The sequence below is a fragment of the Devosia sp. genome, from assembly GCF_028290645.1.
Lineage (GTDB): Bacteria > Pseudomonadota > Alphaproteobacteria > Rhizobiales > Devosiaceae > Devosia_A.
Window position 1 is genome coordinate 1 of the sequence record NZ_JAQGJL010000059.1, and the last position, 24026, is coordinate 24026.

The following is a 24026-nucleotide window of genomic DNA, read 5'->3' on the forward strand; positions in this document are numbered from 1 at the left end:
AAATCCACGCGCTGCTCGGCGAGAACGGGGCGGGCAAGTCCACCCTCGTCAAGATGATCTACGGCATTATGCAGCCCGATGCGGGCGAGATCCGCTGGAACGGCGCGCCGATCACCGTCACCAACCCCAAGGCGGCGCGAAGACTCGGCATCGGCATGGTGTTCCAGCACTTCTCGCTGTTCGAGGCGATGACGGTGCTCGAGAACATCGCGCTCGGCATGGATAGCAAGATCCATGCCCGCGACCTCGAAAAGAAGATCGCCGAGGTGATGAACCAGTACGGCCTGAAGCTCGATCCGCACCGCACCGTCTCGACCCTCTCGGTCGGTGAGCGCCAGCGCATCGAGATCGTGCGGGCCCTGCTGCTCAACCCCACGCTGCTGATCATGGACGAGCCGACCTCGGTGCTCACCCCGCAGGAAGTGGAGCAGCTGTTCGTGGTGCTGCGCCAGCTCGCCAGCGAAGGCTGCTCGATCCTCTACATCTCGCACAAGCTGCACGAGATCAAAGCGCTGTGCGAGACGGCAACGATCCTGCGCGGTGGCAAGCTCGTCGATACGCTCGACCCGCGGGTCGAAACCTCCCGCTCGATGGCCGAAAAGATGATCGGCGCCGGGCTCAAGGACATCAACAAGCCCAAGGGCCGCACGCTCGGGCGCGAGAAGCTGGTGGTCAACCGTCTGTCGGTCCCGGGCGCCGGGCCGTTCGGCATCCCGCTCCGCGACATCAGCTTCAGCGTCCGTTCCGGCGAAATCTTCGGCATCGCGGGCGTTGCCGGCAACGGGCAGAACGCACTGCTCCTGGCGCTCTCGGGCGAAGTGCTGTCGGACGACGCGGAAGCGATCACCATCGACGGCGCGCCCGTCGGGCAGTTGCCGGCCAAGCGCCGGCGGCTCAAGGGCCTCGCGAGCGTGCCCGAGGAACGGAACGGCCATGCCGCCGTGCCGGAGTTCTCGCTCGCCGACAACACCATCCTCACCGCCCGCGACCGGCTCGGCATGGTCAGCGCCGGCCTGATCAGGGCTGGGGCGGCGAAAACCTATGCCGGCGAGGTGATCACTGCCTTCGCCGTGAAGGCCCTGGGGCCGGGCGCCATGGCGGGTTCCCTGTCGGGCGGGAACCTCCAGAAATACATCATGGGCCGCGAAATCCTGCAGAAGCCGGGCGTGCTGGTGGTCTGCCAGCCGACCTGGGGGGTCGATGCGGGCGCGGCGGCCGCCATCCACCAGGCGATCGTCGATCTCGCCGCCACCGGATCGGCCGTGGTGGTGATCAGCCAGGATCTCGATGAGCTGCTGTCGCTTTGCGACACGCTGGCGGTGATCAACGAGGGCGAGCTGTCGCGGAGCATGCAGGTGGCGGGCGCCGACATCGAAGAGATCGGGCTGCTGATGGGCGGCATCCACGGCGAGGGAACTCCGACGCCTGTCATGCTCGAGCCGGAGCTCGCCAATGCGCCTTAAGCTCGAAAAGCGCCAGCAGCCGAGCAAGCTGATGCAGGTTGTGACGCCCATCGCCTCGGTGCTGCTCACCATGCTGGTCGGCGTCGTGGTGTTCGACCTCATCGGCATCGACGGGCAGCGGGCGGTGGTCGATATCTTTTTGACGCCGCTCCTCGCCTCCTACAAATGGCAGGATGTGGCGGTGAAGGCCGCGCCGCTGGTCATCATCGCGCTCGGCCTCTCGATCGGCAATCGCGCCAATGTCTGGAATATCGGCGCCGAGGGCCAGTATATCATCGGGGCGCTTTGCGCCGCCGGCATAGGCATTGCAGCGGGAACGGCCGGAGGGCCGATCGTCATCGTCTCGATGATCCTTGCCGGCATCGTCGGCGGCAGCGCCTGGGCGGCCGTGCCGGCGGCGCTCAAGACCCGCTTCGGGGTCAACGAGATCCTCTCGAGCCTGATGCTCACCTATGTGGCGCTGCAGGTCCTGAGCTACCTCGTCGGCGGGCCGTGGAAGGACCCGAACGGCCGCAATTTCCCGGCCACGGCGCCGCTGCTGCCCGACCAGACCCTGCCTATCCTCTTTCCCGGCACCACCATCCATCTCGGCGTCGCCATCGCGCTGGTGCTGCCCTTCGTCTTCTGGCTGCTGATGTCGCGCTCGGTGTTCGGCTACCAGATCCGCGTCGTCGGCGCGGCGCCCAACGCGGCGCGACATGGCGGGTTCGACGGCAACGAGACGGTGTGGCTCGCCATGCTGATCGGCGGCGGCATGGCCGGGCTCGCCGGGGCGCTGGAATTCGCCGGGGCGCTCAAGGCCATCAACCTCGGTTTCCCCTCGGGCTACGGCTTCACCGCGATCATCGTGTCGTTCCTCGGCCGGCTGCACCCGATCGGCTGCCTCATCGCCGGCATCGTCCTCGCCGTCACCTATGTCGGCGGGCAGGTGGCGCAGACCACCGTGCACATCCCCAACTCCACGGCCGGCATCTTCCAGGCGATGATGTTGTTCTTCATCCTCGCCAGCGACATCCTCGTGCGCTACCGCGTGCGGCTCGTTCCCTCCACCAAGGCTGCGCCGCAGCCGGCGGCAGGAGAATAGCGGTGAGCATGGATTTCATCATCGCCGCCATCATCACGGTCGTGGGCATCTCGACCCCGATCCTCCTCGCCGGGCTCGGCGAGCTGGTGGTCGAGAAGTCCGGCGTCCTCAACCTGGGCGTCGAGGGCATGATGCTGCTCGGCGCCATCGGCGGCTTCGGCGGCTCGGTCATGGCCTCGATGTACGGCCTCGGGCCACTCGCTCCCTGGATCGGGGTGCTGACAGGGGCGCTTGCCGGCATGCTCGGTGCGCTGCTGTTCGGTTTCTTCGCGCTGACGCTCAACTCCAACCAGGTGGCGACCGGCCTCGCGCTCACCATCTTTGGCACGGGGCTAAGCTCGCTGATCGGGGTCAGTTTCGTCGGCCGGATCATCCCGCAATTCGGCTCGATCTTTCCGCCCGAGCTGGCGCGCGACCCGATCCTCAAGCTGTTCTTCGGCTACTCGCCGATCGTCTATTTCGCGCTGGTCATGGTGTTCGCCGTCGGCTGGTTCCTCCGCTCGACGCGCGCCGGCCTGATCCTCCGCGCCGTCGGCGAGAACGACCTGTCGGCGCATTCCATCGGCTATTCGGTGGTGCGGGTGCGCTATGCGGCCGTCGCCTTCGGCGGCGCCATGGCCGGCATCGGCGGGGCGTATTTCTCGATGGTCATCACCCCGATGTGGGCCGAGCGGATGACTGCCGGCCGCGGCTGGATCGCGCTTGCGCTGGTGGTGTTCGCCGGCTGGCGGGCCGGGCGGCTCCTGGCGGGGGCGTATTTCTTCGGCGTGCTGATGGCGCTCGAACTCTACGCCAAGGCCGCGGGCTTCTCGATCCTGCCGTCACAGTTCTGGGCCGCCATGCCCTACCTCATGACCGTTGTGGTCCTCACGCTGATCTCCATGCGGGATCGGGTCGGGCTCAACGCGCCTGCTTGCCTCGGCAAGCCCTTTCTTCCCGCAACCTAGAAAAAGCCAACAACGTAACAGGAGACGTCCATGGCAAAACTCAATCGCCGCCACTTCATCGCTGCCGCAGGTGCGGCCGCCGCGGCCATGCCGCTGCTCGGCGGCAAGGCCCTCGCCCAGGAAAAGGTGAAGGTCGGCTTCATCTTCCTCGGCCCGATCGGCGACTACGGCTGGACCTGGGCCCACAACAAGGGCCGCGAAGCGGTCGACGCGGCGCTCGGCGACAAGGTCGAGACGATCTATGTCGAGAACGTCGCCGAAGACGCCTCCGCCATCCCGGTGATCCGCGACCTCGCCCAGCAGGGCTGCAAGCTGATCTTCACCACCTCCTACGGCTACATGGACCAGACCATCGAGGTCGCCAAGGAATTCCCGGATGTGAAGTTCGAGCACTGCACGGGCTTCAAGCGCGCCGACAACGTCGCCACCTACAACTCCAAGTTCCACGAAGGCCGCGCCGTCCTCGGCACCATCGCGGGCAAGATGAGCAAGACCGGCGTGCTCGGCTATCTCGGCTCGTACAAGGTGCCCGAAGTGGTGCTGGGCGTGAACGCCTTCACGCTGGCCGCGCAGAAGCAGAACCCGGCCGCCACGGTGAAGCTGGTGATGATCGACAGCTGGTTCGATCCCCCCAAGGAAGCTGCCGCGACCGAGACGCTGATCAACCTCGGCTGCGACATCGTCACCACCCACACCGACAGCCCCGCGGCCCTACAGATCCTCGAGCAGAAGGGCCTCTACGGCTTCGGGCAGGGCGCCGACATGTCGTCCTTCGCGCCGAACGCCCACCTCACCGCCATCGAGGACATCTGGGGCCCGTACTACATCGAGCGCGCCCAGGCGATCGTCGACGGCACCTGGGCCTCGGCCGACACCTGGGACGGCTTCAAGGAAGGCACCGTGGTGATCTCGCCCTACAACAAGGCGGTTCCGGCCGACGTGGTCGCGCTCGCCGACGCCGTGCAGGCCGGCTACAAGGATGGCACCTACGACATCTTCACCGGCCCGATCTACGACCAGGAGGGGACGCTGAGGGTCAAGGAAGGCGAGATCATGCCGCTGGCCGACCTCGCGGTCATCGACTGGTTCGTCAAGGGCGTCGAAAGCGCCGCGTAATCGCGGTATGAGTTAAGGAGAGGCGGACGCGAGTCCGCCTCTTTTCACGACTGGTGCTTGCGGAGAGAACCCCTCATCCGCCCGTTGGGCACCTTCTCCCACAAGGGGAGAAGGCGATTGAGCCGGGAAGTTTCAGTCGGTTGCCTTCTCCCCTTGTGGGAGAAGGTGGCCGAAGGCCGGGTGAGGGGTCGCGGCGATAGTCGCGCGGCCGAGCGAAGCGAAGGACGACCAGGGAACAAATGACTGATTTCGCGATCTTCTGGGAATGGCTGAGCTTCGGCGTGCGCTGGACGCATGTGATCGCCGCCATCGCCTGGATCGGCTCGAGCTTCTACTTCATCGCGCTCGACCTGGGGCTGCGGAAGACCCCCAGCCTGCCGCCGCTGGCGGCCGGCGAGGAGTGGCAGGTGCATGGCGGCGGCTTCTATCACATCCAGAAATACCTGGTGGCGCCGGATTTCCTCCCCGAGCACCTGACCTGGTTCAAGTGGGAGAGCTATTTCACCTGGATTTCCGGGTTCACGATGCTGGTCGTCGTCTACTATTTCGGCGCCGACCTGTTCCTCGTCGACCGGCACGTATTCGACGTGCCGAGCTGGGTGGCGATCCTGATCTCGCTCGGCTCCATCGTCTTCGGCTGGTACGCCTATGACCTCCTTTGCAAATCGCGGCTCGGTCAGTCGACCACCGGACTGATGCTGGTGCTGTTCGCGCTGCTCACCGCGATGAGCTGGGCCTACACGCAGGTGTTCACCGGCCGCGCGGCGATGCTGCACATGGGCGCGTTCACCGCGACGATCATGGCGGCGAACGTCGCGATGATCATCATCCCCAACCAGAAGATCGTGGTGGCCGATTTGAAGGCCGGGCGGGTGCCCGACGCCAAGTACGGCAAGATCGCCAAGCAGCGCTCGCTCCACAACAACTACCTCACCCTGCCGGTGATCTTCTTCATGCTGTCTAGCCACTACCCGCTGGCCTTCGCCACGCCGTGGAACTGGCTGATCGCCTCGCTGATCTTCCTCGAGGGCGTGCTGATCCGGCACTTCTTCAACACCCGCCATGCGCGCAAGGGCAACCCGACCTGGACCTGGCCGCTGGTCATCGTGATCTTCATCCTCTGCGCCTGGCTGTCGAGCAGCCCGAAGCTGCCGACCGGGGCGGAGACGGTGGCGGCGCCAGCGTCGCAGGCCTTCCTCGACAGCCCGCATTTCCAGGCGGCGAGCGACGCCGTGCTGGCCCGCTGCTCGATGTGCCACACGGCCCAGCCGGTCTGGGAGGGGATCAGCGAGCCGCCCAAGAACGTCATCCTCGACAACCCCGTCGCCATCGCCAACCATGCCGGCCAGATCGCGATACAGGCCGGCTACTCGCACGCCATGCCGCCCGGCAACGTCACGGACATGACTGACGAGGAGCGGGCGTCGATCGTCGCCTGGTTCCGCGAGGGCTCGAAGTGAGCGTGAAGATCCTCCGCGGCCGCGTCCTGACCTTCCTTGATGAACCGCAGGGCAGGGAAGACCACGGGTGCTACCGCTATATCGAGGACGGCGCCGTGGTGATCAGCGACGGCCGCATCGTCATGGTCGGCGATTGGAATCAGCGCGCCGCGTCGCACCATGCCGAGGGCGAGATCATCGACCACCGGCCGCATCTCATCATGGCCGGGTTCATTGATCCGCATGTGCATTTTCCGCAGATGCAGGTGATGGGTGCCTATGCCGGATCGCTGCTCGAGTGGCTGAACACCTACACCTTTGTCGAAGAACAGAAGTTCATGGACGAAGGCCATGCCGGCCGCATTGCTAGTGCGTTCTGCGACACGCTTTTACAGTACGGTACAACCACCGCCGCATCCTACTGCTCGGTGCACCCGCAATCGGTCGACGCATTCTTTTCCGAGGCCGAAAAGCGCAACATGCTGATGGTCGGCGGCAAGGTCATGATGGACCGGAACGCCCCGCAAGCCCTTCTGGATACACCACAATCCGCCTATGACGACACCAGGGCCGGGATCGCCAGATGGCACGGCAAGGGCCGCGCCCACTACGCCATCACCCCCCGTTTCGCCATCACCTCCACCCACGAGCAGCTCGCCATGGCCGAGGCCCAGGAGCGGGAGTTCCCGCACCTTCACATCCACACGCATGTCTCTGAAAATCATGCCGAAATCGCGCAAGCCAAAGAGCTCTACCCGAACTACGGCGACTATGTCGGCATCTACGAGAAGTTCCACCTGCTCGGCCCCAAAACCCTCCTCGGCCACTGCATCCACCTGAGCCACCGCGAGACCGAAGTGATCGCGGAAACCCGTTCAGTTGCAGTGTTTTGCCCGACCTCGAACCTCTTCATCGGCTCAGGCTTGTTCGACTACGAACGCCAGCACGAGCGCGGCGTCCGCATCGCCACGGCGACCGATGTCGGGGGCGGCAGTTCCTACTCGATGCTGCGCACCATGGATGAGGGCTACAAGGTAATGCAGCTTCGCGGCCAAAGACTTACGCCGTTCCGTTCATTCTACCACCTGACCCTCGGCAACGCCCGCGCCATGAGCCTCGAAGACCGCATCGGCTCCCTCGAGCCGGGGATGGAAGCGGACATCGTGGTGCTCAATTCCAGCGCGACGCCACAGATGCAGCTCAGGATGGAGACCGTGGAGTCGCTCGAACAGGAGCTGTTCCTGCTGCAGACCTGCGGCGACGACCGGGCGGTGGTCGAGACCTATGTGATGGGCAAGCCGATGAAATCGGCGCTTGCGGCCTGACGTGCATTCAGCACCCTGGCGCCTCACACTCCGTGTCATTCCCGCGAAAGCGGGAAACTCCGTTTGCAATCTCGCGGCTGGCGAAGGAAACAGAGGTTCTCGCTTTCGCGGGAGTGACCCGGTGGGTGCGGAGGCCTGTGGAGCGGAAAATGTCTGAGTACATCGAGAAATCCGGCCTCAAGGTCGACCAGCTGCTCGTCGATTTTGTCGAGAAGGAAGCCATTCCCGGCACCACCGTTACGGCCGAGCAATTCTGGGCTGGCCTCGCCGGTTTGGTGCGCGATTTCGCCCCCAAGAACCGCGAGCTGCTGGCGATCCGCGACCGCATGCAGAGCCAGATCGACGATTGGCATAGGGGCAGCGGACCGGTGGCGGCCGATCCGGCGAAGTATGAAGCGTTCCTGCGGGAGATCGGCTACCTCGTGCCGGAACCCGCCGATTTCACCATCGAGACGACCGGGCTCGACCCCGAAATCTCCTCGATCTGCGGCCCGCAGCTGGTGGTGCCGGTCTCGAACGCGCGCTACGCGCTGAACGCGGCCAACGCCCGCTGGGGCAGCCTCTACGATGCGCTGTACGGCACCGACGCGATCCCCCGCGATGGCGATCTGGCGCCGGGCAAGGGCCTCAACCCAAAGCGGGCAGCAGCTGTGGTGGCGCGGGCTGCGGCGTTTCTCGACGAGGCGCTCCCGCTGGAGCAGGGCAGCCATCGCGATGTCACCGCCTACCACGTCGTGAAGCATGGCGAGTTGCGCCGCTTCGTCGCCGAAATCGGCGCGGAGCGCACCTCGCTGAAGGATTCCGCGGCATTCGTCGGCTACGGCGGCACCGAGGCGAGCGGCGAACTGGTGCTGCGCCACAACGGCCTCCACGTCGTGCTGGTGATCGAGCCCGGTAGCCCCATCGGGGCTACGCACGCCGCCGGGCTGAGCGACGTGGTGATCGAGTCGGCGCTGACCACCATCCAGGACTGCGAGGATTCCGTCGCCGCGGTGGACGCCGAGGACAAGGTCGGTGTCTATCGCAACTGGCTCGGGCTGATGAACGGCATGCTCGAGGATACGTTCGAGAAGGGCGGCAAGACCGTCACCCGCAAGCTCAATGCCGACCGGACGTACAAAGACGTGAACGGCAGGCCGCTGGTGCTGAAGGGCAGGGCGCTGCTGCTGGTGCGCAATGTCGGGCACCTGATGACCACCAAGGCAGTACTCGATCCGGCCGGCAATCCCATCGGCGAAGGGCTGATGGATGCGGCGCTCACCGCCCTCTGCGCGCTGTCGGACAAGGTCAACTCCACCACCGGGGCAATCTATGCGGTGAAGCCCAAGATGCACGGGCCGGACGAGGTGCAGTTCGCCTGCGATATCTTCGCCGGGGTCGAGAATATGCTGGGGCTCAGCCCCAACACCATCAAGATCGGCATCATGGACGAGGAGCGCCGCACCTCGGCCAACCTCAAGGCCGCGATCCATGCGGCGCGGGCCCGGGTGTTCTTCATCAACACCGGCTTTCTCGACCGCACCGGCGACGAAATCCATACTTCGATGCTGGCCGGCCCGGTGCTGCGCAAGGACGATGTGAAGGCCGAAAAATGGATCCAGTCCTACGAGGACCGGAACGTCCTGATCGGGCTCGCCGCTGGGTTCTCGGGCCGGGCGCAGATCGGCAAAGGCATGTGGGCGCGCCCAGACGACATGGCGGCGATGCTCGCGAGCAAGGCCGCGCATCCGAATGCCGGCGCCAACACCGCCTGGGTGCCCTCGCCGACGGCGGCGACGCTGCATGCCCTGCACTACCACCAGATCAACGTGTTCGAGGCACAAAGGCGGCGACATAACCAGCCGACCCCGGGGCTCGGTGCGCTGTTCTCTATGCCGGTGCTGGACACCTCGAAGCTCGGCAAGGCGGAGATCGCGCGCGAGCTCGACAACAACGCGCAGGGCATCCTCGGCTATGTCGTGCGCTGGGTCGACCAAGGGGTGGGCTGCTCCAAGGTGCCCGACATCAACAATGTCGGGCTGATGGAGGACCGGGCGACCTGCCGCATCTCCTCGCAGGCGGTGGCCAACTGGCTGAAGCACGGGCTGGTGTCCGAGGCCGACGTCCGTGCCTCGTTCGAGAAGATGGCAGCGGTGGTGGACGGCCAGAACGCCGGCGATCCGCTGTACCTGCCGATGGCCGGCCATTTCGATACGTCGATCGCCTATCAGGCGGCGCTGGCTTTGGCACTTGAAGGAGCGGCGCAGCCGTCGGGCTATACCGAGCCGATACTCCATGCCGCCCGGGAGAAAGTGAAGTCGGCCCTGTAGTTACCTCGGTAACGATAATGTGCACAGGGCAACCATGCCCGCCTCCTGTCGTTCCGAAAGCAGTAGGCCTCAAAGAAAAGAACGGTAGGAGAGTTTAAATGACACGTTCCCTGCTTTCGGCGCTTGCTTTGACCGGCGCCATGATGATTTCCGGCGCCGCCATGGCCCAGACCGTGGTCGGTGGCGTTACTGTGTCGGCAGAGGACCTGCCCAAGGTCCAGTCGGCCTGCGACACTTTGGCTGCAAAGGCAAATGCCAGCACCAGTGCAACGACCGAAACCACCGCTGACGCCAATGCCAGCACCGAGCCAAGCACCGACGCCACGACCGGTGAAACCGATGCCGGCGTCGACGCCGCCACCACTACCAGCATCGACCTGGCACTTCTCACCTACGAATCCTGCAAGGAAGCCGGTCTCGTCAAGTAAGGTACCGTCTGCTTATGGAGGCGCGGTGCGTGCACCGCGCCTCATTTGCCGCCAGTCACGATGGCGTGCAGCGGGCAACCATGCCCGTTTCCCGCCGTTCCGGGCCCAGGCCACACGAGGCTTCGCGAACCAGCGGTAGGAGAGTTCCCATGATACGCACCCTGATCCCGGCGCTTGCCCTTGCCGGCGTGATGATGACCTCCAGCGGCGCCATGGCTCAGACCGTAGTCGGGGGCATCTCGGTGTCGACCGAGCAACTGCCTGCGGTCCAGGCGGCCTGCGATACGCTGGCGACCCGGGAACTGGCGCTCAGCGCCGAAATGGCGAACAGTGCCGCACTGGCGAGCAGCGCCGCGCTGACGACCCCCACTACCCCAACGACGACCGCGACGACGACCACCACGACGACGCCCCCCGATACGCTGCTGCCCAGCAGCCCGATCACCACGGGCGACCTGACCAACGAAATATCCGCCGATGCGAGCGCCAATCTCGACGCCGAGGTCGCCGCCGCCGGTGCGGGCGCGGCCGCTGCCAGTATCAACCCGACCAGCCCCACCTTCGATCTGTCCCTGCTCAACTACGATTCCTGCCAGGCGGCCGGTCTCATTCCGTAACGGGCAGCTCACACTGAAAGGCGAAAGGCGCGATGGCGACATCCGCGCCTTTCGTTTGAGCAATGACGCAGGGGGCGAGGCTGTCTATGATCTTCGCAGGAGAATGAAAATGAACAAGATTCTGTGCTTCGCCGTGCTGGTCGGCCTCGCAACGCCGGTCGCGGCGCAGAGCGCCATCAAGGGGATCGAGCTCTCGCCGACGGATGCGGCGCGCGTCGACCGGCAATGCGATGCGCTGCAATTCCGGACGCCAGCTTCGCTCGGTTCGTCCACGCCGGAGGAGCCGGAGCCCGGCGAGATCGTCGCGGACGCATCCGGCTACTGGGCCACGACCGCCGACGGAATGGACGCCGCGCTGGCCAAGATCAACCTCGACACCCTGTCGATCCGCGATTGCCGGGAGGCCGGCTTCTACAACTAGAGCCTCGCGAGTTCCACCACCGGCAGGTGGATGGCGCTGGGGTGCTTGGGATCGTGGAAAATCTCTATGTCGGCGGCGACGAGATGAGTCGCCTCGCCCAGCGGCTCGTCGGTGCCGGTGTTGCGGGCGTAGCGCGGATGCGCGCCGCTGGCGACGATCACCCGCAGCCGATGGTTCAGCTTGAAGCAGTGCGCCGCGGCGTGCATGCGGAAATTGAGCTTCCAGATGTCGTCGGGAACCGCTGGATCGGCCGAGGTCTTGCGCAGGATGCCGTCGCAGATGTTCGTCGACACGCCCTTCTCGTCCACGTCGCAGAGCCTCACGAAGAAGTCCGTGTTGGTCAGGCTGGAGCGCGCATGGAGCGCCACCCGCACCTGGCCGAGAATGGTGACCGGCGCGAACAGCGGCTCCGACGTATACACCAGCAGGTCCTTGCGCTTTTCGAGCGGCGCGTTGTCGACCGGCCCGGCGCCCTTGAAGGCGAACATGTTGCCGCCGACCGCCGGGGTTGGGTGGGCGGGATCGTAGCGATAGGTGTCGGGGGGAGAGTCGCGCACCGGGCGCTGCGACAGCACCTTGTCGGGGTGCAGGTGCCAGATCTGGCTTTCGGCCGGCACCGGCGGGTAGCTGTCGAAATCGCGCCACTCATCCGACCCCGAGATGTAGAGGCGGACCGGCATGGTCCTCAGCCCGCTGGCATCCCCCAGCAGCCGCGCGTTCATCCACTCGAGCGTCTGCCTGACGCTCTCCATCTGCAGGTCCGAGCTGACATGCGTCCACGGTCCGATGGTGAGCTGCGGCGTTTGTCCGGCATCGACCAGCGAGGCGTAGTCGCGCAGCAGCTGGTCGAGCATGAAATCGTACCAGCCGGAGACGAAGCTGACTGGAGGGGTGCGGGCGCCGATGCGGTGGGTGTGGTCGAGCGGCTGCCAGAAGGCGTCGTTGCCGATCGCCTCCTTCATCCAGCGCCGCCAGAACGGCACCTGGTGGCCGGTCACCCGCTTGTCGGCGTCCTCGAGCGGCAGTTTCATGGTGGCGCTGAGCGTGGTGCGCTCGATGCCGCCGGTCATCATCCGCTGCATGGTGCGCATCGGGTTGCCCCGGATCCCCTCGACGGTCTGGATCCAGCTGAGCCACAGGCCCACGGCGAGCCCGCCGCCGGGGAACACCACCGACCTGAACTCGGCGCTGGTGACCTTGACCGCCATGGCGGACAGCTTCGGCAATGCGTCGCAGATCGCCCATTGCGCATAGCCGAGATAGCTCGGGCCGGAAGTGCCGAGCCGGCCGTCGAACCACGGCTGGGCCTTGATCCAGTCGAGCGTCGCGAGCCCGTCTTCGCGCTCATGGCCGAAAGGGTCGAACTCGCCCTCGGACTTGTCGGTGCCACGGCAGGCCTGCAGCACGACGTGAAACCCGCGCTCGGCATAGACCTCGCCGACGGTCGCAAAGCCCGAGAGCCCGTAGGGCTCGCGCATCAGGATGGTGGGGTGCTCGCCCGGTAGCTTCGGCGCGAAATGCTCGGTGGCGAGCGTGATCCCGTCATACATCGGCACCCGGATGTTGCGCGTGCGCACGATCCCGCACTGGCGCTTGGGCAGCTTGTAGATATCGGCGAGGAACCGGCTCGCAAAGCTCATGAGACGAAGTCGAACTTGTCCACGTCAAACAGGCCCCGGTCCGTCAGCTTCAGGTGCGGGATCACCGGCAGCGCGAGGAACGCGACCTGCAGGAACGGCTCGGGCAGGGTGCAGCCGAGGGCAAAGGCGGCCTCGCGCAGATGGCGGAGCTTTTCGGCGACGGTCTCGAAGCTCAAGAGGCTCATCAGCCCGGCGATCGGCAGCGCCAGCTCGGCGGTCACCCTGCCGCCGTCGGCGACGGCGAAGCCGCCGCCCAGTTCGATTAGCCGGTTCACCGCAATCGCCATGTCGATATCATTGGCGCCGACCACGGTGATGTTGTGGCTGTCATGGCCCACGGAGGAGGCAATGGCGCCGCGCTTCAGGCCGAACCCCTTGGTGAAGCTCCGCGCCACGTTGCCGTTGATGCCGTGCCGCTCGATCACCGCGATCTTGATCACGTCGTTCTCGAGGTCGGGCAGGGTGCCCATGTCCGAGACTTCGAGCGTGGCGCTCTCGCGATAGGTGAGGATCAGCCCAGGGCGTACCGCGATCACCGGGGTCTCGTTCTGGCGCGGATTGGGCGGCACGATGAAAGTCGAGGCGCCCACCCGTTCGGCCTTCATCGAGGCGAGGCCCACCGGCGGTACCGGCTGGCGCGCCTCGAACAGCTCCGGCCGCACCAGCCGGCCGGCCGAGATCACTTCGGCAACCCGGCAGTGCTCGAGATCGTCGAGCAGCGCGACATCGGCGCGATAGCCGGGGGCGACGAGGCCGCGGTCCCTGAGTCCGAATATCCGGGCGGCCGAGTGCGAGGCGGCGCGGTAGACATGGTGCAGCGGCCGGCCACGGGCGATCAGCCGGCGGATCGAGCTGTCGAGATGGCCTTCCTCGAGCGTATCGAGCGGATTTCGGTCGTCGGTGCAGAGCGCCACATAGGACGAGGTGTTGGCGTCGAGGATTTCCGCCAGCGCATCGAGGTCCTTGGACACCGAGCCCTCGCGGATCAGGATCGCCATGCCCTTCTTCAGCTTTTCGCGCGCCTCGACGGCGGTGGTCGCCTCGTGGTCGGTGCGGATGCCGGCGGCGAGATAGCCGTTGAGCGCCAGGTCGCTCAGGAGCGGCGCGTGGCCGTCGATATGGCCGCCCTGGAAGGCCGCGAGCTTGGCGATGATGCCGGGGTCCCCGGCGAGCACGCCGGGATAGTTCATCATCTCGGCGAGGCCGATCACCTTGGGGTGGCCGCGGAATTTCTCGAGGTCGGCGATCTCGAGGCGGGAGGCCGAGGTCTCGAACTCGGTCGCGGGCACGCACGAGCTGAGGTTGACCCGGATATCCATCACCGTGCGCTCGGCACATTCGAGGAAATAGCGGATGCCGTCGGCGCCGAGCACGTTGGCGATCTCATGCGGATCGCAGATCACCGTGGTGACCCCGTGCGGCAGCACACAGCGGTCGAACTCGTACGGCGTGACCAGCGAGGATTCGATGTGCAGGTGCGTGTCGATGAAGCCGGGAACGGCGAAGCGGTTGTCGCCTTCGATCAGCTGCGCACCGTTGTAGTAGCCGTAGGTGCCGACGATCCGGTCGGCGACAATGGCGATGTCGGTGTGGGTGACCGAGCCGGAGATCACGTCGAGCAGCCGGACGTTCTTGATCACCACGTCGGCGGCAACCTCGCCGGCGCCAGCCTTGATCATGCGGGTGAGGAGCTCGGGTGAGATGGTCATGATGCGCGCGCGATCAGCATCTCCCAACGTCTCCCGTTCCGCGCGTCACGGTCAAGTGGGGACGGAACCGGCCGCGTGGCGGCACGTTGGTTTTGACATTCATCCCTAAGCGAGCAGAACCATGGAAACCTACGATGCCCACAAGTCCACGACCGAGGTTCGCCAGGGGAGCCGGCGGTTGATGAATTTCCGCGTCCTGATCTGGTCGCTTCTCGGCATCATACTCGCCTTCGGACTGGTGTACGTGATCTTCTTCGTCATGGCGCCATCCTCGGGCACCACCACCGGCGTCTAGGCAAGTGCCGCGACTGAAGCGGGTGGGCCGCGACGACCTGACGATCCGGCGCCGCCGGCACGGGCGCTCATTCGGGTACACCGACGCCGACGGCGAACTGATCCGCGACACCGAGTTTACCGAGCGCGCACGCAGCCTCGGCATTCCGCCCGCCTGGACCGACGTGCGCATCGCGGCCAATCCGCGGGCCCATATCCAGGCATATGGCACGGATGCCGCAGGGCGCCTCCAATACATCTATCATCCTGACTGGGTGACGCGTCGCTCGCGCAAGAAGCAGCTGCAGCTGGCAATGCTGACGGCCGCGCTGTCGCGCATCCGCCGGCGGGTTCGCGACGACCTGTCGGCCGAAGTGGGAAGCAAGCAACTGGCGCTGGCCATCGGCGTGGCGCTGATCGACCGGACGGCCATGCGCGTCGGCCGCGAGCGCTATCTCGATGCGCATGGCACACGCGGGGCGGGAACGCTGTTCACCCGGGACGTCGTCGTCGAAGGCGACGAGGTGCGGATCCGCTTTCCGGCCAAGAGCGGCAAGCGCGCCATCTATCAATTCGCCGATGCGCGGCTGGCGGAGGCGATCCGCGGCATGAAGTCGATCGAGGGCAAGCGCCTCCTCATGTATCGCGACGGAGCCGGCGCGGCACGGGTGCTGAGGACCGAGGATCTGAACCGGTATCTGCGCGAAGTCGCCGGCGTCGCGGTCACCGCCAAGGACTTCCGGACCCTGCATGCGAGCGCGCTGGCCGGTGAAGCGCTGGCGAAGCTCGAGCCCGCAGAATCTGCATCGGCGCGCAAGCGGCAGATGGCGGCGGTGACAAGACAGGTTGCGGAGTTCCTGCAGAATACCCCTGCGATTTCGCGCGCCAGCTATATCGCACCATGCCTCTTTGCGCTGTTCGAGAAGCGGCGGCTGGCGGAAATGTGGGCGCTGGGCGGCGAGGGCGCGAACGGCGTCAAGCAGCGCGAGGTGCGGCTGGCCGCGGTTCTGGCGGCTGCGGGGTAGATTTTTCGCGGGCCAATGCGTGTGGCTGCCCCACTCTCAGGGAGGCCGATCGAGTTTGCTGAACCATCAGTCGTCTCCTCCCCCGGGGAGGGATCAAGGGTGGGGGTGCGGAGCCACGATGTTGGACCTCAAGCGACCCGCACCACGCCGTCTGCGGCCGCTGCGAAGCGCTTCTCGATATCGCCGGCGCTCAGCGGCCTTGAGAACAGGTAGCCCTGGAAGGTGTCGCAGCCCATCGCAACAAGAACCCGGAACTGCTCCTCGGTCTCGACGCCTTCCGCGGTAACCTCGATACCCATGGCGTGCGCCAACGTTACCATCGCCTGGACGATTGCGTTCGACGCATTGGCGGTGGACAGCTGGGCAATGAAGGAGCGGTCGATCTTGATGCGATCGACGGGATAGCGCTTCAGGTAGTTCAGCGACGAATAGCCGGTGCCGAAATCATCGAGCGCGATGCGGATGCCGGCGTCGCGGAAGCGGCGGATGCTGTTCGACGCGGTGGATTCGTCGTCGAGCAGGATGCCCTCGGTGATCTCGATCTCGAGATCGGCGGGACGCATCCCGGTTTCCTTGAGGAGGGCGAAGACCCGCTCGGCGAAATTCGGGTTTCGCAGCTGCGCCGGAGAGATGTTGACGGCAATGGTCCGGCCCGGCCAGCGGGCGCCGAATACTGCGGCACGGCGGAGCACGAATTCGCCTAGGTGCTCGATCAGGCCGCTGCCCTCGGCGATGGCGATGAACTGCGAAGGCGACACGTGGCCAAGCCGCGGGTGGTTCCAGCGCAGCAGGGCCTCTGCGCCCATCAGTTCGCCCTCGCCCTTGCCGCAGAGCGGCTGGAACGCCACCCAGAGCTGGCCGGGCGTGCGCAGCGCCTCGCGTAGCTCGGCCTCGATGGTGTGCCGGCTCTGCACCAGCTCATCCATCGATTCCTCGTAGATGGCGGCGCGATTGCGGCCGGCGGACTTGGCTTCGTAGAGTGCGATGTCGGCCTTGCGGCTAAGCTCGCGGCTGTCGCGCTGGCCCGGGCCGGCGATGACAACGCCGATCGAGACGCCGACAAAGGCGTCGCTGCCCTGCACGCGGAAGGGTCTGGCGATGGTGTCGACGATGCGCTGAGCGAGGCCGGATACCTCGATCGTCCCGGCATAGCACGAGTGGAGGATGGCGAACTCGTCGCCGCCCAGCCGAGCCAGCACATCGCTCGGTCCGACGACCTCGGCCAGGCGCTCGGCGACGGCGCGGATCAGGTCGTCGCCGGCATGGTGGCCCAGGGTGTCGTTGACCTGCTTGAAGCGATCGAGATCGAGCATCAGGAGCGCGAGCGGCGGATCGCGGAGCTTGGCTGCCCCGAGCAGGAAATCGAACTGGCGGTCGAAGCTCAGGCGGTTGGGGAGCCCGGTCAGCGCGTCCTCGGTGGCCTGCCGCTCGGCATCGAGGCGCCTCTGCTCCAGCGCGTTGAGGGCCAGCCACAGCCGGTAGACAAGCAGCACGACGAGCCCGGCAATGATCAGGAACGTGGCGACCAGCGCCGGTGCGGTGCGCTCGAGGAGGTTGGTGCCTGGGCGATAGGGCAGCCACTCGAAGAAGGCGACGATCCGGCCGGAACGGTTGGTGACCGGGAAGGTGCTCATTCCCGCGCCCGGTACGGTAGCGGTAGTGAAGCGCCCAACCTCGGTCATATAGCGGTCGATCATCCTGAGCTCGAAATCGAGCTCGAGCCAGACGATGGAAACCAGCACCGGTTCGCGCCCCAATGCCTGGGCGATGTTGCCGCTGTCCGAGACCAGCGGGATGACGCTGGCAATCGCCGGCCGGCCGTCGATCAGCACATAGTCGGCGATATGCGGCGGCGCGTCGGCATAGCCGGCGGCGGCGCGGGTGCGCAGGTCCTCGACCAGCGGCATGGTCACCGCACGCCGTTCATCGAAGGCCCCAGCGGCAACGGTGTGCCCGTCCTTCGCGGCGTAGATCGCGGTGTCGTCGGGCGACAGCACGTAGGTCTCGTCGTGACCGAAATAATCGTACATCCAGCGGCCGATATTGTTGTCGAGCCACGGCTCGTCGTGGTCGCGCGCGGCGATCACCGCGTCGTCCCAGATGGCGACGCTCTCCTGGTCGCGCGGGATGAACGCAAGTTGGGCCTGCACGGCGTGGATGATGCGCTGGCTCTGGCGGCTCAGTGCATTCTCGTCGATCTGCCTCGCCGACCAGAGCAGGAACCCACCTAGCGCCGCGGTCGCGCAGGCGAATACCACGACGCACGAGGCCAGCACGAGCATCGAGAGTGTGCGTCGGAAGGTGGCGCGGCGAGTATTGGGCATCGGGCCTTGCGGGGGCAGAAACTATCGCACTGTGCCCCGGCAAGCTTTGCGAACTCGTTACTCTTTTGAAGCAGCGTTGAAATTTGATCGGCTCAAGTGCCGTCAGGCATTGTCCTTGAACAGCACTTCGCGGTCCTGGGTGAAATTGGCCAGCAGCGGCAGCGAAGCGCCGCCCATGGCGCGCGCCGCATTGCCTATGCTCCCCGGGAGGAGTCGGAACTGCGACAGACCTTGCCGGTTGACCCGCGCAATCTCCGCCTCGGTGCGCTCGATGATGCGGCTGCGCACATGCGTGGGGAAGGCGCCGTCGATCAGCACGGTCTCGACATCGATCACCGCGATGGCCGCGACGATCGAGTAGGCAAGGCTCTCGGCCACCTCGTCGATCCACTCATCGAGCACTGCCCCAAGGTCGTCGCCCCAGTCGTCGGGCGATTGCCAGAGAATTTCGGGGTTGCGGCCGATGCCGATGAGCTTTCGCTCGAGCACATAGATCGAGGCGACATTCATCAGCTGCGGGGTGCGCCCGGGCGCCACCACGTGGCCCGGATCATGGGTCGGCATCGAGCCGAGCGCTGCGGCGTTCTGGGTGCGGCCGGGGAACAGGTGCCCGTTGAGCACCAGTCCGCCGCCGATGAACGAGCCGATGAAAACATAGAGATAGTCGATGTGGTCGGCGCCGCCGCCGAACATCAGCTCGGCCGCGCAGGCCGCGGTGATGTCGTTGGCGAAGTACACCGGCCAGGGGCAGATCTTCGCCATCATCTTCAGCATGTCGACCTGCCGCCACGCATCAATCTCGGCCTTCGGCGCGCCGATCTCCTCGTGCCAGGTCCACATCTCGTAGGGCGCCGCAATTCCGAGCCCCGCTATGCGCGCGGTGAGCGGCGCGGGCAGGCCCTCGAGCAGCTGGTCGATGCCGGTGCGCGCAAATTCCCGGATGCCGTCGGGGGTGGGGTAGGGGTAGGTCTTGTGCAGGAGTTTCAGGATCTTGCCGGTGAAGTTGATCAGATAGAGATCGACGCTCCGCCGCCCGATCTTCAGCCCGAAGCTAAGCGCCCCCTCGGGGTTGAGCGAGTAGGGTACCAGCGGCTGCCCCACCTTGCCGCGCTGCGGGTTGCCGCGCAGCAAGAGGCCATCGGCTTCCAGCGCATTGGTGATGATCGAAATGGTCTGCGGCGAGAGACCGGTCATGCGGGCGATGTCGGCCTTGGGCAGGTCGCCGTGGCGGCGGATCAGCGACAGCACCAGCCTCTCGTTGTAGAGGCGCACGCCGGTCTGGTTGGTGCCACGGCTTGCGGCACCAGGCTTCCGGCCGGCCTCTCTCGCGCTGGGCCCGCTCACCACCGTTGCCGACCTCCCTTCGACTGCATCTGTTGACAATTGATCGGACCTCCGTCGGGCCCAGTGAAGCCATGGCGGAGCCGAAACTGCAATCGATTACATGGGGTTCTCATCCCCTCCCGAACGAAAGGATTATCCGCTGCGACCTGTCTGTCAATTAATAAATCAAGTGGATTAATTTATTGACAGGCCACGAGGGTTGCGCTGAATATCCCTCCGTTCGAGGCAGCGAGCCCGCGCAAGGCGGTGCCGCTTCCGCGACCGGTCCAGAATTCACGGCGGAACGCCGGTGGGCCGGATCACAACTCGTGGGAGGATAACATGGGACTTAGCTTTCTGAAGACGGCACTCGCCAGTGCCGTCGTCGCCGGCGGTCTGATGGGTGGCGTCGCGCTCGCCCAGGACACGACCGTCGGCCTGATCACCAAGACCGAAACCAACCCGTTCTTCGTCAAGATGCGTGAAGGCGCCGAGGCCAAGGCCAAGGAGCTCAACCTCAAGCTGATCGCCGCCGCCGGCAAGTTCGACGGCGACAACGACGGCCAGGTAGCAGCGATCGAGAACATGATCTCGGCCGGCGCCAAGGGCTTCGCGATCGTGCCGTCGGATTCGAAGGCGATCGTCCCGACCATCCAGAAGGCCAAGGACGCCGGCCTGATGGTGATCGTGCTCGATACCCCGCTCGATCCGATGGACGCGGCGACCGCGACGTTCGCCACCGACAACCGCAAGGCCGGCGAGCTGATCGGCCAGTGGGCCGCCAAGACGCTCGGCGACAAGGCCAAGGACGCCTCGATCGTCTTCCTCGACCTCGCGACCAACCAGCCGACCGTCGACTATCTGCGCGACCAGGGCTTCATGGCCGGCTTCGGCATCGACGTGAAGGACCCCAACAAGTACGGCGACGAAGACGATTCGCGCATCTGCACGCACGAAGTCACCCAGGGCGACCAGGAAAAAGGCCGCACGGCGATGGAGAACGCGCTGCAGAAGTGCCCCAACGTCAACGTGGTCTACACGATCAACGAGCCTGCCGCGGCAGGCGCGTGGGAAGCGCTGAAGGCCGTCGGCAAGGATGACGGCAGCGTGCTGATCGTCTCGATCGATGGCGGCTGCCCGGGCGTCGCCAACGTCGAGGCCGGCGTGATCGGCGCCACCAGCCAGCAGTATCCGCTGAAGATGGCCTCGATGGCGCTCGAAGCGATCGCGACGGGGAAGATCCCGCCGATCGACCCGAAGCTGGGCTTCCTCGACACCGGCGAGCAGCTGATTACCGCCAAGCCCGTCGACGGCGTGCCGTCGATCGACGTCGCGGAAGGCAAGAAGCTCTGCTGGGGCTGATCCCTTCAAAGCCGGCGGCATAGCCGCTAGTATCGATCTGTCGAGGGGACGCCCACCGGCGTCCCCTTACTTGACCCGGTAGGAGGAAACGGGATGAGCGACGACGCCGTGGGTTCGGTCAAGGCCGAGAGCGGGCTTGCAGGCAGCGACCAGTCGGTTGCCAGCTTCGAGGAAGAGCATCCCGGACTGGTCCGGCAGCTGCAGGGCATCCTGCACCAGTTCCCCACCCTCATTCCGCTGATCGTGCTGCTCATCGGCACGGTGATCTTCGCCATCGCGGCGCCCGGGAAGTTCCTGTCGCCACTGAACCTTTCGGTGGTGCTGCAGCAGGTGACCATCGTCGCCATCCTCGGCATGGCGCAGACGCTGGTGATCCTCACGGCCGGCATCGACCTCTCGGTCGGGCTGATCATGATCCTCTGCTCGGTGGTGATGGGGCGAACTGCCGTCGTCTATGGCGTGCCGGTCTACATCGCGTTTCCGCTCGGCCTCCTCGCCGGCTTTGCCTGCGGGATGGTCAATGGCCTCATCATCACAAGGCTCCGCCTGCCGCCATTCATCGTGACGCTAGGCACCTGGAGCATCTTCGGGGCGCTCAATGTCTGGTATTCGCGCAGCGAGACGATCCGCTCGCAGGACATGGAAGCGGCAGCGCCGTTCCTGCTGTGGATGGGCAAGCTGTTCAAGCTCTACGACATCGGAGTGTTCTTCGGGCTCGACCTGCCCTGGCTCAGGGGCTGGGTGATCACCTACGGCTCGGTGCTGATGATCGTCCTGGCGGTGATCATGTCCTACATCCTGTCGCGCACCGCCTTCGGCCGCCACGTCTATGCAACGGGCGACGATCCCGACGCGGCACGGCTCTCGGGCATCAACACCAACCGGGTTCTGCTTGCCGTCTACGCCCTGGCCGGGCTGATCTGCGCGATAGCCGCCTGGGTGCTGATCGGACGCATCGGTGGCGTCAGCCCACAGGCGGGCCAGACTGCGAACCTCGACTCGATCACCGCGGTGGTGATCGGCGGCACCAGCCTCTTCGGGGGGCGCGGCTCGATCGTCGGCACGCTGTTCGGCGCCCTGATCGTGGGCGTCTTCCGCAACGGCCTCGCCCTCTCCGGCCTCGAGCTGTTGTGGCAGGATTTTGCAGTCGGCGTGCTGATCATCGTGGCCGTGACGATCGACCAGTGGATCAGGAAGATTTCGACATGAGCGACTCTGGTAGTGTGGGCCTGCCGTCCGGCAACGCCGGGGACATCGTCCTCGAGGGCAAGGGCCTCAACAAGCGCTACGGGCGCGTCGTGGCGCTCGACAACGCCGATTTCGAGCTCCGTCGCAACGAGATTCTTGCGGTGATCGGCGACAACGGCGCTGGCAAATCGACGCTGATCAAGGCGCTCTGCGGCGCCGTGATCCCCGACAGCGGGCAGGTGCTGGTCGACGGTGTCCCGGTGAACTTCCGCTCGCCCATCGATGCGCGGAATGCCGGCATCGAGACGGTGTACCAGAACCTCGCGCTGTCTCCCGCGCTGTCGATCGCGGACAACATGTTCCTTGGGCGCGAGCTCAGGAAGCCGGGCTGGACCGGGACGTATTTCCGGCGGCTCGATCGCACCAAGATGGCAAGGATCGCGCGCGACAAGCTGAGCGAACTGGGGCTGCTGACCATCCAGAACATCCACCAGTCGGTGGAGACGCTGTCGGGCGGGCAGCGGCAGGGCGTCGCCGTCGCACGCGCCGCGGCGTTCGGCTCGCGCGTGGTGATCATGGACGAGCCGACGGCGGCGCTCGGCGTCAAGGAGAGCCGGCGGGTGCTCGAATTGATGCTCGACGTCAAGCGGCGCGGGTTGCCGATCGTGCTCATCTCGCACAACATGCCGCATGTGTTCGAGGTGGCCGACCGGATCCACATCCACCGGCTCGGCAAGCGCATCGCGGTCATCGATCCCAAGGAATATTCGATGTCGGACGCGGTGGCGATCATGACCGGGGCGATGAAGCCGCCGGTGGAAGGCGCCACCGGTCCGACGCATCACTACAAGGTCGGCGAGGAAGAATCCCAGGTACAATGACGAAAATGCGCGCGCTCGTGCTCGAAAAGCAGCACGAACTCAAACTCCGTGACATCGACCTGCCCACCGAGGTCGGGCCCGGACAGGTGAAGATCAAGCTCCACACCGTCGGCGTCTGCGGCTCGGACGTGCACTACTACACGCACGGCAAGATCGGCCCCTTCGTCGTCAATGCGCCGATGGTGCTGGGGCACGAGGCGGCGGGAACCGTGGTCGAAGTCGGCGAGGGGGTGACCAGCCTCAAGGTCGGCGACCGCGTCTGCATGGAGCCGGGGATTCCCGACCCGAACTCGCGGGCGAGCCGGCTCGGCATGTACAATATCGACCCGGCCGTCACCTTCTGGGCGACCCCGCCGATCCACGGCATCCTCACGCCCTACGTGGTGCACCCGGCCAATTACACCTTCAAGCTGCCCGACAATGTCAGCTTCGCCGAGGGCGCGATGGTCGAACCCTTCGCCGTCGGCATGCAGGCGGCGACGAAGGCCAAAATCACCCCCGGCGACACGGCGATCGTCATGGGCGCCGGCCCGATCGGCACCATGGTGGCGCTGGCGGCGCTGGCCGGCGGCTGCTCGCGGGTGATCATCACCGACCTCGCGCAGCCCAAGCTCGACATCGCGGCGCAGTACCAGGGCATTCTCCCGGTCAACATCAAGGACCAGAACCTCCTCGCCGAGGTGAACCGGCTGACCGACAACTGGGGCGCCGACGTGGTGTTTGAGTGCTCGGGCTCGCCCCGCGCCTGGCAGGGCATCGTCGACGGGGTGCGGCCGGGCGGCACGATCGTCGTGGTCGGCCTGCCGGTCGACCCCGTAAGCTTCGACATCGCCTCGCTGTCGGTGAAGGAAATCACCATTGCCTCGGTGTTCCGCTACGCCCACCAGTACGACCGCGCCATCGCCCTGATGGCCTCGGGCCGGGTGAACCTCAAACCTCTGATCTCGGAGACCTTCAAGTTCGAGGATTCGATCGCAGCGTTCGACCGCGCGGTCGAGGGGCGACCGACGGATGTGAAGCTGCAGATTTTGATGGAAGACGCTTAATTCCACGGCTGCCCCTCACCCCAACCCTCTCCCCGGAGGGGAGAGGGGGGATGGGAGCACCGGCCGTGACCGCGCGTCCCCTCTCCCCTCCGGGGAGAGGGTCAGG

20 protein-coding genes are annotated in these 24026 nt (G+C 65.8%); 16 read left to right on the forward strand and 4 right to left on the reverse strand.

What is annotated here, in order from left to right; translation table 11 throughout:
- From JWQ89_RS03130 to JWQ89_RS03175, 10 genes are all read left to right on the forward strand, one after another.
- A partial coding sequence (locus JWQ89_RS03130) for an ABC transporter ATP-binding protein (protein WP_299638323.1) occupies positions 1-1463 on the forward strand: 1463 nt, incomplete at its 5' end.
- The gene (locus JWQ89_RS03135) at positions 1453-2547 is read left to right on the forward strand and encodes an ABC transporter permease (RefSeq protein ID WP_299638325.1); all 1095 of its coding nucleotides are present in this window, start codon (positions 1453-1455) and stop codon (positions 2545-2547) included. The genes JWQ89_RS03130 and JWQ89_RS03135, both read left to right, overlap by 11 nt.
- Before the next feature lie 8 nt (positions 2548-2555).
- On the forward strand, positions 2556-3494 hold the full coding sequence (locus JWQ89_RS03140) for an ABC transporter permease (protein WP_299638372.1): 939 nt from the start codon (positions 2556-2558) through the stop codon (positions 3492-3494).
- An 87-nt stretch (positions 3495-3581) separates the two neighbouring features.
- Positions 3582-4610, forward strand: coding sequence for a BMP family ABC transporter substrate-binding protein (locus JWQ89_RS03145; protein WP_366143961.1), 1029 nt, complete (start codon positions 3582-3584; stop codon positions 4608-4610).
- 239 nt (positions 4611-4849) lie between these two features.
- On the forward strand, positions 4850-6070 hold the full coding sequence (locus tag JWQ89_RS03150; protein WP_299638329.1) for a urate hydroxylase PuuD: 1221 nt from the start codon (positions 4850-4852) through the stop codon (positions 6068-6070).
- Positions 6067-7374, forward strand: coding sequence for a guanine deaminase (gene guaD, locus JWQ89_RS03155; protein WP_299638330.1), 1308 nt, complete (start codon positions 6067-6069; stop codon positions 7372-7374). Before JWQ89_RS03150 ends, guaD begins: the two co-directional genes overlap by 4 nt.
- Positions 7375-7523: 149 nt before the next feature.
- Positions 7524-9683: a malate synthase G gene (locus tag JWQ89_RS03160; protein WP_299638332.1), complete on the forward strand. Its 2160-nt coding sequence runs from the start codon at positions 7524-7526 to the stop codon at positions 9681-9683.
- Between the two features lie 98 nt (positions 9684-9781).
- A complete protein-coding gene (locus JWQ89_RS03165) occupies positions 9782-10111 on the forward strand; it encodes a hypothetical protein (protein ID WP_299638333.1) in 330 nt (109 codons plus the stop codon).
- 149 nt (positions 10112-10260) lie between these two features.
- Positions 10261-10728: a hypothetical protein gene (locus tag JWQ89_RS03170; protein ID WP_299638335.1), complete on the forward strand. Its 468-nt coding sequence runs from the start codon at positions 10261-10263 to the stop codon at positions 10726-10728.
- Positions 10729-10837: 109 nt separating this feature from the next.
- Complete coding sequence (locus tag JWQ89_RS03175; protein WP_299638337.1) at positions 10838-11149, forward strand: hypothetical protein; 312 nt, start codon at positions 10838-10840, stop codon at positions 11147-11149.
- Here JWQ89_RS03175 and JWQ89_RS03180 read toward each other — a convergent pair.
- Together JWQ89_RS03180 and ade are read right to left on the reverse strand one after the other, a co-directional pair.
- Positions 11146-12789 (reverse strand): CocE/NonD family hydrolase, encoded by a 1644-nt coding sequence (locus tag JWQ89_RS03180; protein WP_299638339.1) that lies wholly within the window; start codon positions 12787-12789, stop codon positions 11146-11148. The genes JWQ89_RS03175 and JWQ89_RS03180 overlap by 4 nt on opposite strands.
- Positions 12786-14498 (reverse strand): adenine deaminase, encoded by a 1713-nt coding sequence (gene ade, locus JWQ89_RS03185; RefSeq protein WP_299638341.1) that lies wholly within the window; start codon positions 14496-14498, stop codon positions 12786-12788. Before ade ends, JWQ89_RS03180 begins: the two co-directional genes overlap by 4 nt.
- Before the next feature lie 121 nt (positions 14499-14619).
- Between ade and JWQ89_RS03190 the strand changes: the two genes are divergently transcribed.
- Together JWQ89_RS03190 and JWQ89_RS03195 are read left to right on the forward strand one after the other, a co-directional pair.
- Positions 14620-14793 (forward strand): hypothetical protein, encoded by a 174-nt coding sequence (locus JWQ89_RS03190; protein ID WP_299638343.1) that lies wholly within the window; start codon positions 14620-14622, stop codon positions 14791-14793.
- A gap of 4 nt (positions 14794-14797) precedes the next feature.
- Positions 14798-15796, forward strand: a complete 999-nt coding sequence (locus JWQ89_RS03195; RefSeq protein WP_299638345.1) for a DNA topoisomerase IB — start codon at positions 14798-14800, stop codon at positions 15794-15796.
- 128 nt (positions 15797-15924) lie between these two features.
- Here JWQ89_RS03195 and JWQ89_RS03200 read toward each other — a convergent pair whose 3' ends face one another.
- Entirely contained in the window at positions 15925-18120 is a 2196-nt protein-coding gene (locus JWQ89_RS03200; protein ID WP_299638346.1) for a bifunctional diguanylate cyclase/phosphodiesterase, read from the reverse strand.
- A gap of 102 nt (positions 18121-18222) precedes the next feature.
- Entirely contained in the window at positions 18223-19464 is a 1242-nt protein-coding gene (locus tag JWQ89_RS03205; RefSeq protein ID WP_299638347.1) for an ROK family transcriptional regulator, read from the reverse strand.
- Positions 19465-19842: 378 nt separating this feature from the next.
- Between JWQ89_RS03205 and JWQ89_RS03210 the strand changes: the two genes are divergently transcribed.
- The 4 genes from JWQ89_RS03210 (at position 19843) to JWQ89_RS03225 (ending at position 23920) form a co-directional block, all read left to right on the forward strand.
- Positions 19843-20805: a sugar ABC transporter substrate-binding protein gene (locus tag JWQ89_RS03210; protein WP_299638374.1), complete on the forward strand. Its 963-nt coding sequence runs from the start codon at positions 19843-19845 to the stop codon at positions 20803-20805.
- 93 nt (positions 20806-20898) lie between these two features.
- The gene (locus tag JWQ89_RS03215) at positions 20899-22014 is read left to right on the forward strand and encodes an ABC transporter permease (protein WP_299638348.1); all 1116 of its coding nucleotides are present in this window, start codon (positions 20899-20901) and stop codon (positions 22012-22014) included.
- Complete coding sequence (locus tag JWQ89_RS03220) at positions 22011-22874, forward strand: ATP-binding cassette domain-containing protein (protein ID WP_299638349.1); 864 nt, start codon at positions 22011-22013, stop codon at positions 22872-22874. The genes JWQ89_RS03215 and JWQ89_RS03220 overlap by 4 nt, the downstream gene beginning before the upstream one ends.
- Positions 22871-23920 (forward strand): NAD(P)-dependent alcohol dehydrogenase, encoded by a 1050-nt coding sequence (locus JWQ89_RS03225; RefSeq protein WP_299638350.1) that lies wholly within the window; start codon positions 22871-22873, stop codon positions 23918-23920. Before JWQ89_RS03220 ends, JWQ89_RS03225 begins: the two co-directional genes overlap by 4 nt.
- Positions 23921-24026: the final 106 nt, after the last annotated feature.

Excerpts from the sequence above, each read along its gene's own strand:
- JWQ89_RS03135 (WP_299638325.1), top strand. The coding sequence starts at position 1,453 with ATGCGCCTTAAGCTCGAAAAGCGCCAGCAGCCGAGCAAGCTGATGCAG.
- JWQ89_RS03140 (WP_299638372.1), top strand. The coding sequence starts at position 2,556 with ATGGATTTCATCATCGCCGCCATCATCACGGTCGTGGGCATCTCGACC.
- JWQ89_RS03145 (WP_366143961.1), top strand. The coding sequence starts at position 3,582 with ATGCCGCTGCTCGGCGGCAAGGCCCTCGCCCAGGAAAAGGTGAAGGTC.
- JWQ89_RS03150 (WP_299638329.1), top strand. The coding sequence starts at position 4,850 with ATGACTGATTTCGCGATCTTCTGGGAATGGCTGAGCTTCGGCGTGCGC.
- JWQ89_RS03160 (WP_299638332.1), top strand. The coding sequence starts at position 7,524 with ATGTCTGAGTACATCGAGAAATCCGGCCTCAAGGTCGACCAGCTGCTC.
- JWQ89_RS03165 (WP_299638333.1), top strand. The coding sequence starts at position 9,782 with ATGACACGTTCCCTGCTTTCGGCGCTTGCTTTGACCGGCGCCATGATG.
- JWQ89_RS03170 (WP_299638335.1), top strand. The coding sequence starts at position 10,261 with ATGATACGCACCCTGATCCCGGCGCTTGCCCTTGCCGGCGTGATGATG.
- JWQ89_RS03175 (WP_299638337.1), top strand. The coding sequence starts at position 10,838 with ATGAACAAGATTCTGTGCTTCGCCGTGCTGGTCGGCCTCGCAACGCCG.
- JWQ89_RS03180 (WP_299638339.1), bottom strand. The coding sequence starts at position 12,789 with ATGAGCTTTGCGAGCCGGTTCCTCGCCGATATCTACAAGCTGCCCAAG.
- ade (WP_299638341.1), bottom strand. The coding sequence starts at position 14,498 with ATGACCATCTCACCCGAGCTCCTCACCCGCATGATCAAGGCTGGCGCC.
- JWQ89_RS03190 (WP_299638343.1), top strand. The coding sequence starts at position 14,620 with ATGGAAACCTACGATGCCCACAAGTCCACGACCGAGGTTCGCCAGGGG.
- JWQ89_RS03200 (WP_299638346.1), bottom strand. The coding sequence starts at position 18,120 with ATGCCCAATACTCGCCGCGCCACCTTCCGACGCACACTCTCGATGCTC.
- JWQ89_RS03210 (WP_299638374.1), top strand. The coding sequence starts at position 19,843 with ATGGGTGGCGTCGCGCTCGCCCAGGACACGACCGTCGGCCTGATCACC.
- JWQ89_RS03215 (WP_299638348.1), top strand. The coding sequence starts at position 20,899 with ATGAGCGACGACGCCGTGGGTTCGGTCAAGGCCGAGAGCGGGCTTGCA.
- JWQ89_RS03220 (WP_299638349.1), top strand. The coding sequence starts at position 22,011 with ATGAGCGACTCTGGTAGTGTGGGCCTGCCGTCCGGCAACGCCGGGGAC.
- JWQ89_RS03225 (WP_299638350.1), top strand. The coding sequence starts at position 22,871 with ATGACGAAAATGCGCGCGCTCGTGCTCGAAAAGCAGCACGAACTCAAA.